This window comes from Desulfatibacillum alkenivorans DSM 16219 (genome assembly GCF_900142135.1).
Lineage (GTDB): Bacteria > Desulfobacterota > Desulfobacteria > Desulfobacterales > Desulfatibacillaceae > Desulfatibacillum > Desulfatibacillum alkenivorans.
In genome coordinates this window covers 34,286-47,948 of the sequence record NZ_FQZU01000042.1, presented here as the reverse complement: position 1 = coordinate 47,948, position 13,663 = coordinate 34,286, and the positions used below count along the sequence as shown (strand labels likewise).

Below are 13,663 nucleotides of genomic sequence, written 5' to 3'. Positions count from 1 at the left end.
CATTGCGGACCCCTGGAGGGACAATGAGGGCCTCCCACCTGCTTCCTGGAGCCTGGATAAGGGATGATCGCCGCCCGCATGCTTCACAGCAAGGTGCGGGACGCCGGATACTGATAACGATGAGGCCAAGGGAGCGCCACAGGGAGGGAAACCCGCCATACCAAACGCAAGGCATTGCCTGCAAATGCCTCAGGACTGGTGCGGCCGAAAAAGTGGCAAGTTGATATCTGCTTGATTTTATGGGAATTACAAAAAGTCAAAATCACCCTTGACAGGAGACATTATAGGATGTCCCCAAGAACTCCAATCAAAGACGTCCCCAAGAACTCCAAGACGTCCCCAAGAACTCCGGTCGTTGTGATAGTAATAGTAGACGCCGTCCTGCACCATAAACAGGGGATTGGACGACCACATGGAGTCGGGCTTGTACCCGTAGGACTTGATCAGGGTTCCGGTGGAGGTGAACTCTCCGATGAGGCCTTCGTCCGAGTAGAAATAGCATGTACGGGTTCCGCTGACGTCCTTCCACAGCCTGCGGCCGAAGGGATCGTAATAGTATTGTGCAATGACGCCGCCGGACCCGTTTTCCACCCGGATCATCCGTCCGTCCACGTCGTAGAAGTAGTTGACGGTTTCGTTGTTTTCGGTGCGGGAGATTACGGCGCCGTTTTCGTCGTATTGGAACGTTGCATCGCCGTAGCTGAGAAGTTCGTTGTTAGCGTTGCGGGTGAAGGTTATGGGCTGGCCGTTTTCCAGGGCGGTCGCGATGTTGGCGACTTCGTCATAGGTAAAGGTTTCCGTCCCCGAGGACTGGCTGACATGGGAGATCAGCATTCCCAGGTCGTCGTAAGCGTATCCGATGCTGTCGTTATGGGAGATCCTGTTGGTGACGTTTCCGGATTTATCCAGGGTGTACTCGTTGGATGCGACCACGTTTCCGGCGGGGTCTTTGGAAAGAGTGGCGCTTGTCTGGAGGAGCCGGGTGTACTGGGTTTCGGTCAGTGTCCGAATTTGATAAATCAGTGCTTCCATCCGTTGTGAAAAATTGCCAGCATCTCCATTTTTCTGACCATTTGTGGAATAAAAATTGCAGATTTTGGTGCGAGCATTTTCTTTTCTTTTTCAAAAAAAAGAGATAAGGCAAGGCCGGATGGATTGCTTTACCGGAAGTTGCAGAAGAGGTTTTCATGGAAAAAATGTCGTTGAAGGAACTTGCTGTCCCCATGATCAAGGCCATAGACAGTTTTAATTTCCTTCTGAAGTCCCACCACCGCAGAACCGCCGTAATATCCTATTATATTGGAAAAGAGCTGCACCTGAAAGACGACGAGTTGACCGACCTGGTATTGGCGGCGGCTCTTCACGATATCGGCGCCTTGTCCGTGCAGGAAAAAAAGTGCCTTATCGAGGAAGACGTGCTCCGCCCCAGCCCCCATTGCCTCATGGGATGTAAAATGCTGTCTTCCTTTGATGCTTTTGGCAACATCGCCCGCATTATAAAGCATCATCACGTCAAATATGAAGAATCTCGACAAGTTGAAGAAGGTGAAATCCTGTTCCAGAGCCATATTGTGCATCTTGCGGACCGGTGCGACATCCTGGTCAACCCGGATTTGTTTATTTTAAACCAAAAGAAAAAAGTGGTGGAAAAAATCCGCGAAAAATCAGGGACCCTGTTTCACCCCCGGGTTTTCCGGGCCTTTGAACAGGTTGCCAAAAAAGACATCTTCTGGATAGAAATCAATTACCTGACAATGGATCAGTTGTTCCGCAGAATCGATTTTTCCATTGATTACGAGCTTAGCGTGGAAAAGCTGGTGGACTTCGCCCGGACCATATCCCGAATCATCGACTTCAGAAGCCGGTTCACGGCGTCCCATTCCTACACGGTGGCGCATTTGGCCTATTTGATCTCCGGATACTTCGGATTCTCCGAAGAACGGCGAACAAAAATGATGATCGCCGGATATTTGCACGACATCGGTAAATTAGGGGTGGACCCGGCGTTGATTGAAAAGGAAGGCGGCCTCACCGACGAGGAATTCAATCTGGTTAAGCTGCACACCTATTTCACCAGCCAGATACTAAGCGAACTCAGCAGCTCGGTCTGGTTTCACGAAATCGTGCTTTGGGCGGAAAGACACCATGAAAAATCCGACGGAAGCGGCTATCCTTTCGCCCTGGATGACAGCAGCCTGGACGAAGGGGTGAAGATCCTGGCTTTTTCCGATATTATTTCCGCCCTGATGGAGGAAAGGCCTTATCGTAAAGGAATGCCTTCGGAAGAAGCCTTTGATCTCATCGGCAATATGCTGGCCGACCGCCTCTCGCCGGAGATGTTCGTGGAAATCGATAATCACAGGGACGAAATCGAAGACATGGTAAAGCAATGCTACGCGCACTCCTTTGAAGAGTATTATTCAGGACGTTCATGATCCGATGTTTGGGCGCGGCGCATTGCCCTGCATCCAAGGCGTCTTTGCCTTTAAAAAAGGACGAAAACGGCGCATGGCTTAGCGCTTTTGACAGCTGATACGGGCATGACCTGATTGCCTGACCGGGATTTATTGGCCGGGCAATGAATTTAAGGCGGAACCACCCGCAAGGCTTCCTCCACGGTGGTAATGCCCATGGCGACCATCTCCAGGGCGTATTCCTCCATGGTGACCATGCCGGCGGACTTCGCCGCCTTGAGAATTTTTTGCTCCGTGGCGTCCTGCCTGATAAGCTCCTGGATTTCTCCGCTTATCATAAGCATTTCATAGGTTCCAATCCGGCCTGAGTAGCCGGAAAAATGGCATTTTTCACAGCCTGCGCCATGCATGTGTTTAATTCCGGCCAGCTTTTCGGCAAGGATTCCCAGCCTTTCCAGGGATTCTGCAGGCGGCTCATATTCCTCGATGCAGGCCTGGCAATTGCGGCGCAGCAGCCTTTGCCCCAAGAAGGCCAGGGACGAGGAGGCGATGAGGTATGGCTTGATCTGCATGTCCACAAGACGGGTCACGGCGGACACGGAGCTGTTTGCATGCAGGGTGGACAAAACCAGGTGGCCGGTCAATGAAGCGCGAAAGGCGATTTCCGCGGTTTCCATATCCCGTATTTCCCCCACCATGATCACGTTCGGGTCCTGGCGCAATATGGCTCTCAGGCCATTGGCGAAGGTGATCCCGGCCTTGGCATTGACCTGAACCTGGTTGGCGCCCGGGATTTCATATTCAATGGGGTCTTCCACCGTTACCACGCTGATTTCCTCGGAGATGACTTCATTGAGCGAAGCATACAGGGTGGTGCTTTTTCCGCTCCCAGTGGGTCCGGTTGTCAGGATAAGCCCCTGGGGCTTGTGCAGGCAGGTTCTTAATTGTTCGTCCAAGGCAGGGCTCATGCCAAGTTCCCGGAGGGTAAGGAGTTTGGTGCTGTTTCCCAGGAGCCGTAACACCATTTTTTCCCCGTATTGAGAAGGCAGGGAAGAAAGCCTTAGATCGATCTTTCGGCCCTTGATGCGAATTCTAGCAGCGCCATCCTGGGGCCGCCTTCTGACGGCGATATCCATGTCCGCCATAACCTTTAAACGGGAGATGAGAGGCTGGTGAATCTTTTTGGGGAAGCGGTGCCGGGTCTGGAGCATGCCGTCAATGCGGTATCGGACCAGGGTTTCCTTTTCCGCCGCCTCGATGTGGATGTCCGTTGCGTCCGTGTCCACCGCCCAATACAGGATGATATTCACCATCCGCACAATGGGCTTGTCGTCCAGGGTCTTGTCTATGTCCTGGGTTTGCGTTTCATCTTCTTCATCCAGGCTTTCAAGCAATTCAAAGGCCTGGCTGGGATCGTACTTATCCAGGACGCTTTGGACCTCGGTGGGCACGAAATAAGTGGATTCGATCAGTTGCAATATCTGCTGGGGCGTCGCCACGATGGGCTTGATGGACGAAGAAAAGAGAAATCCCATTTCGGAAATGGTGTCCGTATCCAAGGGATTGGCCATGAGCACCCGGATTGTGCGGCCGTCCCGGGACAAGGGAAATACAATGCGCGAGGAAAGATACTCCGAGGACAGGATGCCGGACACGTCCTTGACCGGTTCCTGGCCCTCGTACATGGGAAGATCCAATTGATTTGAGAGCGCTTTGGCGATATCCTGCGCATCGACGCCCCGATGGGCCAGAATTTTTCCTATCCTCTCCCCTGTGGTGCGTTGTTCGTTCAGCGCCTTCCATAAATCCTTAAGGTCTATAACTCCCTCAGATAGCAGGATTTCCCCCAGTCTTTTTCGGGAGGTGGAATAGGAGGGCCTGGGAGCCTTGGTCTGCTTTGTCTGTTTTTGCACTTCCATACACGCCTACTTTTAAGCTCATGAAAAATATTTTAAAGCATGATGCACAGCGTTCGTAATGGACAGTTCAAGTGTGACCTATTTAACATGTTGATACCAAATAATAAACTGTCTTGACAATTAAATATAAAATAGGGAAATATATTCTCAGGATTTCATAGCATTCGGCTTAGGAGAGGTGGGACGGCTTGCGTATTGCTCTAATATCTGACATCCACGGTAACGACATCGCCCTGGAAACAGTGTTGAAGGATATAAAGTCCGCGGGCGGCATCGACCAGATTGTTTGTCTGGGAGACGTGGCGAACCTGGGGCCGGACCCGTGTTCCGTGGTGGCCAGGCTTCGGGACGTTAACTGCCCTTGCGTTCTGGGAAACCACGACGCTTTTTTATTCGACCGGGATTTGATTCATCAGTATACCGAGGTGGACTACATCATCGAAGCCGTGGATTGGTGCCGGGATCAACTGACCCAGGACGATATAGACTGGATGGGGGATTTCCACCGGGTTCTGGAAGTGCTCATGGAGAACTCGGGAAGCCTGATCGCATTTCACGGCTCTCCTTTGTCCCACATGGACAATATCCTTTCCAGGACTCCGGACGCGGAAGTGGACCGCATGATCCAGGGCCTGAACGGTGAAATCCTGGCCTGCGGGCACACCCACATCCAGATGGTCCGCCAGCACCGGGGCCGGCTGATAATCAACCCCGGCAGCGTGGGCCTCCCTTTCCGGGAATTTTTGATCCGCAACACCCCGCAGCTCATGGATCACGCGGAATACGCCATAATCACCTCTGAAAATGGAACCTTGGGCGTGGAATCCCGCCGGGTTTTCCTGGACAAAAGAGCCATGTTCCAAGCCGCCAAGGCCAGTTCCAACCCCATGCGCGCCTGGCTGATGGAAGAATACTCCTGATCAAGGCGGCTTTTCCCTTCATTTCCGGTTTCAATTCAAAACGGAAAACCTGACCGCCAAACATTCGGCCCGGATGTCCAGGATGCGCTTTTCGTCCTCCGTGCGCAGGATCTTATCCAGGTAATTTCGTAGAATGTCCTCCTGCTCCTCGGTTTTTACATTGTACCGGACCCGGTAAAAATCCACGGCCTCCTCCAGACCTGAAAATGCGCTGTTGCTCTCGTAGGAAAATGGAGTCGCCTCAGGGGCGTATCCCATTTGTTTGATCACGTTCATCAAAACGCAGGAATCAGGCATGGAGGAAAACTCCCGGCCGTGGAGAAGCGGATACAGTTTCTTGTAATGCTTGTTCCAGGAGACGTCTTCGGCGAACCAATACAGATAAACCGTATTGCTGCAGACGGCGGCCATCTTCTTGAGAGCGGCCCTTAGGTCGTCCATGCCCAAGGCGAAGGAGCAAACCACCGCATCGTAAGGCCCCTGGAGGTCGGATTCCAAGTCCACGTCCTCCCAACGCTTTTCCACAATGGACAGATTGGAGATGTTTTGAGCCTGAATGATTTCCTTTAATCGGTGGATCATCCCCGCGGCGGGCTCCACGGCCGTGACAAGCTCCGCCTGTTTCGCCAAAGGAACGGCCAGAATTCCGGGCCCTGCACCGATATCTAAAATTCTCAGACATTTGGCTGCGGTCAGGTCTTCAAGCATCTGGACGATTCGAGGGCCTTGGGTTGCTTTGGCCGAGTTTTCATAGATCTTAGCGGTGGAGGCCTTGGACCAGAAAGCCACGCAGTCGCGCCCCCCGTCCGAAGCCTTGTGTTTCGCCATTTGCTCCATCCAAACCTGATTCCAATCTGAAACATTCGTCGTCATTGGGGTTTTCCTTTGTTCAATTTCTGTTGACATTTTTTTTTATCCTCGTGTATGTTCAGTCCAATTGTGCAATAGAAGTTGTACGCAAAGCAGTAATCCATACAAAATACGCGAGAATAAGGCCATGAAGGTTTTTCCTTACAGGAGAAATGTTCATGGCTTTTTTTATTGTTTTAATACGGGGATCGGAAGGCATTTGGACTGATTGAAATGATTAATAAGGCGGGAAGACGGCGTCCCTCGGCCAAGGTAGCCGCCGTCCTCCCTCGGACGACGGATGTTCCACCGTTCCTGTTGGAGTTTTACTCATAATTCCCGGTTCTCGTCAAGACTGGAACGGCAGGAGCCTCCGCGTCCTGTAAAATCCTAACGGAGGAGTAATATACAGGAGGCGGTATAATGAAGAGGAAGTTTGGTTTTTTGGCAGGATTGATCTGCCTGGCGCTTTTATGCGCCCCTGCTTACGCCGAGGAAGAAAAGGCGGCCAAGGAAATGGATCAAATGGTGGTAACCGCCACCAAAACGGAAACGCCCTTGCGGGACGTTGCGGCGTCCGTGGATGTTCTGGATCGGGAAGCCCTGGAACTGCGCTCCCAGCCCAACGGCGATTTTATCGACCTGCTCAGAAACATTCCGGGCATGACCGTGGCCAGGGCTTATGCGCCCTTCCCGGCTACCGTGCGTATGCGCGGCGGCGTGGGCCAGACCGTGATTTTGGTCAATGGCCTGCCCGTGGATTTTAAGATGAGCCAGTCCATCCCCAATGAAATCATTGACCGGGTGGAAATCGTCAGAGGACCTACCTCGGCGATCTACGGCGCGAACGCCACCGGCGGCGTCATCAATATTATCACCAAAACGGGCAGCGAGAACCTGCGCGCAGAAATCCGGGGCGGCGGCGGCACCTCGGGCGCCTACCGGACCAGCGTCATGACCGAAGGCAGGGAAGACAACGTGGGCTTTGCCTTTGCAGGGCATTACGGCGGGGCGGCCGGAGAAAACGTGGTCAAGAATAATAATAACCCCACCATCCACATGATCAATAAATGCAAGTACAACAAATCCGGCGCCGCGGCTTCCGGCCAGTACGATTTCGGCAGGGCGTCCTCGGTCTCCCTGTTTTACAACTACTGGTGGGGAGACTACATGCGCGGCCGTGTGTATTACGGCGGCGAGTGGGAGCGGAATTACGCCAACATAAAATTCAACCAGGGCTTCAACGACATGTTCGACATGCAGGTCAACCTGGCCTATCACGTGGACGATCTGCTGCACACCTACGACATGGGCGGAACCAATTATTACACGCCCAAACAAAGGCGCTATACGGACTATGAAGCCATTCCCCTGGACGTCCAGTTTAACGGACGCTTTTTTGAAGGCAAAAACACCCTTGCAATTGGGTATTTCCATAACGATACCAGTGAGGAGCAGGATTATCGGGATTGGAACACCAACCAGGAATTGAACCTGATCCGCTATTCCACGGAAACCTGGGCCGTCTATGCCCAGGACACCTGGAAAATATTGGACAACCTGATCCTTTCCACGGGCATCCGTTATGACGATTGGAAAAACTACGACAACTACTTCGGCAACTACGTCAACAAAACCCCGGATGAAAGAACCGAAGATAACTGGAGCCCCAGAGTCGGACTGCGCTATAACTTCAACACCGCCACTTCGGTCTGGGCCAATTACGGACAGGGTTTCAACACTCCCACGGCTACCCAGCTTTACGATGACCGCACAGCCGGCGGCAACAAGCGCATCCCCAACCCGGACCTGCAGCCGGAAAAAACCCATTCCTACGAACTGGGCACGGACCATTGGTTCGGCAACTTCGCCAATGTCAAGCTGGTGGGCTTTCACACCTATACGGAAGACACGATTCTTTCGAGCTTCACTTCCGCCAACACCGTAACCAATGAAAACATCGGTAAAACCAAGTCCACGGGACTTGAACTAAACCTGGACTTTTTCATCACGCCCGAATGGAGCACCGGCGGCAACTATACTTATAATACTGCGGAAGTGGATGAGAATCCGGTGGATCGCACGCTGGAAGGCAAGGTCCTGCTGTACGCCCCCGAGCATCAGTTCAACTGGGACGTGACCTATAAAAAGCCCGAGGACGTCACGGCCTGTTTATCGGTTCGCTACAAAGGCGACCAACACGTCAATGCCACCAACACCAAGTATAACGCTCTTGACGAGCAGCTTTACATGAACAGCTCCTGGGTGTTGGATTTCAAGGCCACCAAGACGATCCTCAAGGATAAATGGATCCTGGATAAAGCGGACTTTTCTTTCTACATTGATAATATCTTCAACGAGAAATACCGCACCATGATCTATTACGAAGATCCGGGCACGACCGTGTACAGCGAAATCGCCCTGTATTTTGACTAAACCCAAGGTCTGTTTATGAAAAAGGCATTCAAGCCTATAACGCAATTCATCTGCCTTTTCCTGGTTTTGGCGGGCATGTTTACGGCCTGCCAAGGCCGGGAGAAGGCCTCCGAGGCCGGGGAGTTGGTTTTTCGCATTGGCTCCCCCATGACAATCCGAAGAGTCAACTCCCTGGCCGACTATGGGTACAGCACGCTGGCCATGCTCATGACCCACGACACCCTGGTGCGCTTTGACGAAAACCTGCGCCCCATCCCTCAACTGGCCAGCAAGTGGCGGTCCAACGAAAACGCCACCGAGTGGGTCTTTACTATTACGGACAAAGCCAAGTGGCATGACGGCGTTCCCGTCACTCCCGAAGATATTGTTTTTACGTTTAATTATTTGGCGGATACTCAAGTAGCAGGATATTCATGGGTTAAGCAATTCATTGATGAAATGATAGTTGACGGGCAAGACGTTATTTTTCGCCTGAACAAGCCCTACAGCCGTTTTTTAAGCCAGGGGGGGTACATCGTGCGCATTCTGCCCAAGCATGTCTGGGAAGGAATTTCCGACCCGGAAAAGGCGGAAGACGAAAGATTGTCAATAGGTTGCGGGCCGTTTTTATTCCAATCCTTTAATATGCAATCCAATCAGGTATCATTCGTTAAAAATCCCGATTATTATCTGGGCGCGCCCCTTGTGGACAAGGTGGTGTACACCTTTTACAAAAATCAGGACGTCCTGACGATGGCCCTGGTCAATGGGGAGGTGGACGCTTTTTACAAATACGCCTCCGGTTATCCGCCGGGCAAGGCCGTGCGCCTGAAAAACCAGGAAGGGATAACGATTGCCAAAGCCCCTTCCCTGGGAGTTCCGGCGGCCATGGGGTTCAACCCCCACGTAGCCCTGACAGCCGACCTGCGTGTGCGCAAAGCCATTACGTTGGCCATCAATTACAAACGCATCGGCGACAGCGTGGCCCTGGGAGAGGCCCAGGTTCCCGGCCCGGGATTTGTACCGGCTTCTTTCCCCTATTTCGCCCACATGCCCGCTTTTAATACGGATATTGAGCAAAGCAAGGCTCTGCTGGCGGAAGCCGGGCTGATTGACCATGATGGAGACGGCATCCTGGAAACCCCGGAGGGCGAGCCGGTTTGCTTGAAGCTCATCGCCCGGTCTGACCTGTTCGGCGACAAACAGGCGACCAAGTTGCTCATCCATGATCTGGCGCAGGTGGGGATCGCCGTGGATGTGATGTCGGCGGATCTTTCCACATGGATGGCTAAAATCAATAAGGATGATTACCATCTGATCCTGTTTCGGGCCACGCCGTGGGGCATGCTCATGGGGCCGGGATACGGGACCGGCTATTTTGACTCCCGCACCAAGGGAAGCGGACGCCTGTCCAGCCTGGACAGTCCTGCTTTTCACGCCTTGTGCGACGAAATCCTGGCGACCACCAATCCGGACAGGTTAAAGGAGTTGTATACCGGCGTCCAGGAGCAATACGCCGCCCAATTGCCGGCTATCGCCCTGTACTGGACCGACAACCTGTATCCCTATTCCGACAAGTGGGAAGGCCTGGTGGTTAACCAGATAGAGGGAGGCCTTGCCAATCGGCTGACCTGGAAAAGCCTGCGGAAAAAAGCAGACGCCGGGGAGGCAGGACCGTGAGGCGGTTTTCCGGGCTTGCACGCTACGCCGTGGTCTTATTGGTGATTGTGAGCGCGCAGTTTTTCCTGTTTCGAGCCATGCCGGGGGACCCCTTGATTCACGTTCTGGGTGAAGAAGGCTATCTTTTGGCCTCCATGAATCCCGAAGAAATGGCCCGGCTGCGTGTGGAATACGGCCTGGACAAGCCCTTGCCGCTTCAGTTTGCATCCTATTTATGGGAAACGGCCCACGGCCGCCTGGGATGGTCCTCTACCTGGAACATGCCGGTTTTTAGAATAATTATGGACCGTCTGCCATGGACGATTCTGTTGATGTTTCCGTCCATTATGCTGTCGGTTTTCTTTTCCGCCCTCTTGGGAACCTGGGCGGGATGGACAAACGATTCCCTGCCCCAAAAATGGGTTACCGGGTTTTTCTTGCTCCTTTACTCCTTTCCGGGATATTGCCTGGCGCTGCTATTGGCGGCGGCGCTTGGATTTGGGTGTGCAATTTTTCCAACAGGAGGCATGGTCCCGTTAGGAAGCCCGGGGCAGGGCTTTTCATTATTGGACGCAGCCAGGCACATGGCCTTGCCGGTCCTATCCCTGGCTTTAAGCGGGACGGCGTACAAATTCTTGGTCATGAAAAGCGCGGTCATGGGCATTACGGATCAGGAATACGTGCTGACCGCCGTGGCCAAAGGCTTGTCTCCGTTTCGGGTTGCGGTTTTTCACGTATTTCCCAACGCCCTGCCCCAGTTGATTCATCTGGCGGCCATGAGCCTGGGGCACATGGTTTCCGGCGCCTTGCTCATTGAGGTGGTTTTTTCGTGGAACGGCATGGGCGTGTTGATGCACGAGGCGGTCATGACCAGGGATTATCCCTTGCTTATGGGATCGTTTTTGGTGCTGACCTTTTGCGTGATGCTGGCAAACGCTTTGGCTGACCTGTTGCACAAAGCCGTGGACCCCAGGGTAAGGGACGGCGCGTATGGGGTTTGATCAAAAAAAAGCGCGCCTTTTGGCGCTGGCGGTTGCCATCTGCACGCTTCTGGCGATTTTCGCCCCTTCCCTCATCGCGCCCCAGGGCATGGACGAACTGGGCAGCCCCTATCTGCCTCCCGGCCCCGGACATGTTTTGGGGACCAACGACATTGGGCAGGATCTCCTGTCCGAACTGGTTTTCGGCGCACGGGCTTCGCTGCTGGTGGGCCTGCTTTCCGCGCTGATAGCAACGGCCGCCGGGGCTCTGGCAGGCGCTTTGGCCGGATATTTTCGCGGCAGGACCGACGCCTTGCTGATGGGCCTTACGGACATGTTTCTGGCCATTCCGGGACTGCCTCTGATTATCATCCTGGCGGCCTTTCTGGGACCGGGCATGGGCAATATCGTGTTTGTCATATCCCTTTTGTCCTGGGCGCCCACCGCCCGGATCATCCGTTCCAAAGTCTTAGAGTTAAGAGAGCAGGAGTTCATCCTGAACGCAAGATGCCTGGGCGCCGGGAATCTGTATCTCATCTTTCGGCACATTCTCCCCAATACGGGAGACCTCATCCTGGCCAAGGCGATCCTGGCCGCAGCAGCCGGGATGATGGCCGAGGCAGGGCTCAGCTTTTTGGGCTTGGGAGATCCGGTCAGTAAAAGCTGGGGCGGGATGATTCACGACGCTTTTTCCTGCGGAGCTCTGACCAACGGGGCGTATTGGTGGTATCTGCCTCCTATTTTTTGCCTGAGCCTGTTTGTGCTGGCCTTTTCAATCATCTCCAACGCATTTTTGCAGGCCAATCAAAACCCGTCCATGTCGGCCGGGAATTATTACGGACGCAATCCATCCAAGGCAAAAGAGGTGGATTACAGCGCCTCCCCCGCCCCGGCGCTTTTGCATTTTGAAAACCACAGCGTGTCCTTTCCGCAACGGACGGGCGACGTCGTACAGGCGGTTCAAGGACTTGATTTGACGGTTCAAACAAACGAAAAAATTGCGGTGCTGGGGCTTTCGGGCAGCGGCAAGAGCCTGCTCTTGCTCTCAATCATTGGGGTGAACCTGCCCAAAGGGAATTATTCCGGCCGGGTGCTGGCCTGCGGTGAGGATGTAAGGGGCATGTCTCAAGGAGAGCTTTGCCATTTGCGCCGCAGTTTTGCCGCTTATACTCCCCAGGGCATCGGCAATGGGTTGAACCCCGTCATGAAAATCGAGCAGCAAATCATGGAGTGCATTCCGAGAGCAAATAAGAAGAACGGCCAAACGGCGGCGGAGTTGCTCGCCAGGGCCGGGCTTGACGAACCGGAGCGGACGGCCGGCAATTACCCCCATCGCCTTTCCGGCGGGATGAAGGAAAAGGTCCTGGCCGCCATGGCTTTGGCCAGTCCGGCGAAAATTATCCTGGCTGACGAGCCCACCAAGGCTTTGGACGAGGATTCGTGCAAAGCAGTCACCAAGGCCTTTGCATCCATGAAAGACCGGGCCATGATCGCTGTAACCCACGACCTGAATTTCGCCCGAGCCGTAGCAACCCGCGTGTTGGTTTTGCATCAGGGACGCATTGTGGAGGACGCCCCGGCCTCGGTTTTTTTCAAAAATGCATTGCATCCTTTTTCCCTGGCCTTGCTCCAGGCAGTGGCCATGGAGGGTTGGAAACTGGAGGAGGTTAATAAGGCGCCAAGCATGGAAGCCCAAAAGCAAGAGGCTTGCTCGTTTATCCGAGAGTGCCCCTTTGCCTGGGAAAAATGCCGTAACCGCCCTCCCCTGTTAAACCGGGGCGATCAAAAAATCAGGTGTTGGCGTTATGCTGCTTAAATCAAGGGACATAAAAAAGACGTATCCGGTTCCCGGAAAAACGCGCAAAAAGGTGGTGCAGGCTCTGGGGGACCTGGAAATCCAGCAAGGCGCACGCATCGGCCTTATGGGCGTCAGCGGCGTGGGCAAGACCACCCTGGGGCTGATTCTGGCGGGATTGGTCCGGCCCGATTCCGGCCGGGTGTTGTTCAGGGATAAGCCCTTGCACAGGCTGAGAGGGCCGCAATGGAAAACTATGCGGAAAAGCATCCAAATGGTTTTTCAGCACCCGGAATCGGCCTTTGACCCGCGTTGGAAAATCCGAAAAAGCCTGGAGGAGCCTTTCAAAATCCACGGATTGCCCATCGAAAAAAGCGGTTTGGCATCCGCATTGGAGGAAATGGGGCTGCCTGAGGGCGTTTTGGACCGGTACCCCTCCCAGCTTTCCGGCGGGGAACTCCAACGGGCCGCCCTGGCCCGGGCGTTATGCCTCAAGCCGGATCTGGTGGTTCTGGACGAGCCCACCAGCATGCTGGATCCTCTCACTCAATCACGCATCCTGGCCGTAATTCAAAAAAGCCTTAAAAGGCGCAATACAGCCTGCCTGTTCATCACCCACAACCTGCACGTGGCCAAAGCGGTCTGCTCCCAATGCTATGTTTTGGAAGACGGCCGATTGGAAAACCTTTTTTAAAACGAGCTATTGGTTTTA

10 protein-coding genes are annotated in these 13,663 nt (G+C 53.7%); 7 read left to right on the top strand and 3 right to left on the bottom strand.

The genetic code is table 11. The features are described 5' to 3' along the window. Window positions 1-246: 246 nt before the first annotated feature. A complete protein-coding gene (locus BUE18_RS23035; protein WP_073478513.1) occupies window positions 247-1,032 on the bottom strand; it encodes an RHS repeat protein in 786 nt (261 codons plus the stop codon). Between the two features lie 155 nt (window positions 1,033-1,187). On the opposite strand from BUE18_RS23035, the gene BUE18_RS23030 reads away from it, so the two are divergent. Next, window positions 1,188-2,435: an HD domain-containing phosphohydrolase gene (locus tag BUE18_RS23030; RefSeq protein ID WP_073478512.1), complete on the top strand. Its 1,248-nt coding sequence runs from the start codon at window positions 1,188-1,190 to the stop codon at window positions 2,433-2,435. A 149-nt stretch (window positions 2,436-2,584) separates the two neighbouring features. On the opposite strand, the gene BUE18_RS23025 is transcribed toward BUE18_RS23030, so the two are convergent. Continuing rightward, entirely contained in the window at window positions 2,585-4,333 is a 1,749-nt protein-coding gene (locus tag BUE18_RS23025) for a GspE/PulE family protein (RefSeq protein WP_073478511.1), read from the bottom strand. Window positions 4,334-4,521: 188 nt separating this feature from the next. Between BUE18_RS23025 and BUE18_RS23020 the strand changes: the two genes are divergently transcribed. Further along, window positions 4,522-5,253, top strand: a complete 732-nt coding sequence (locus BUE18_RS23020; RefSeq protein WP_073478510.1) for a metallophosphoesterase family protein — start codon at window positions 4,522-4,524, stop codon at window positions 5,251-5,253. Window positions 5,254-5,283: 30 nt separating this feature from the next. On the opposite strand, the gene BUE18_RS23015 is transcribed toward BUE18_RS23020, so the two are convergent. After that, window positions 5,284-6,126, bottom strand: coding sequence for a class I SAM-dependent methyltransferase (locus tag BUE18_RS23015; RefSeq protein WP_073478509.1), 843 nt, complete (start codon window positions 6,124-6,126; stop codon window positions 5,284-5,286). 399 nt (window positions 6,127-6,525) lie between these two features. Between BUE18_RS23015 and BUE18_RS23010 the strand changes: the two genes are divergently transcribed. The 5 genes from BUE18_RS23010 to BUE18_RS22990 are packed head-to-tail and all read left to right on the top strand — an operon-like array spanning window position 6,526 to window position 13,645. Further along, window positions 6,526-8,538, top strand: coding sequence for a TonB-dependent receptor (locus tag BUE18_RS23010; RefSeq protein WP_073478508.1), 2,013 nt, complete (start codon window positions 6,526-6,528; stop codon window positions 8,536-8,538). A gap of 15 nt (window positions 8,539-8,553) precedes the next feature. Then, window positions 8,554-10,197 carry an ABC transporter substrate-binding protein gene (locus BUE18_RS23005; protein ID WP_073478507.1) on the top strand — a complete coding sequence of 548 codons (1,644 nt, stop codon included), beginning with the start codon at window positions 8,554-8,556 and terminating at the stop codon, window positions 10,195-10,197. Further along, on the top strand, window positions 10,194-11,177 hold the full coding sequence (locus tag BUE18_RS23000) for an ABC transporter permease (protein ID WP_073478506.1): 984 nt from the start codon (window positions 10,194-10,196) through the stop codon (window positions 11,175-11,177). Before BUE18_RS23005 ends, BUE18_RS23000 begins: the two co-directional genes overlap by 4 nt. Next, window positions 11,167-12,972: an oligopeptide/dipeptide ABC transporter ATP-binding protein gene (locus BUE18_RS22995; protein ID WP_073478505.1), complete on the top strand. Its 1,806-nt coding sequence runs from the start codon at window positions 11,167-11,169 to the stop codon at window positions 12,970-12,972. Before BUE18_RS23000 ends, BUE18_RS22995 begins: the two co-directional genes overlap by 11 nt. Next, on the top strand, window positions 12,962-13,645 hold the full coding sequence (locus BUE18_RS22990) for an ABC transporter ATP-binding protein (RefSeq protein ID WP_073478504.1): 684 nt from the start codon (window positions 12,962-12,964) through the stop codon (window positions 13,643-13,645). The genes BUE18_RS22995 and BUE18_RS22990 overlap by 11 nt, the downstream gene beginning before the upstream one ends. Window positions 13,646-13,663: the final 18 nt, after the last annotated feature.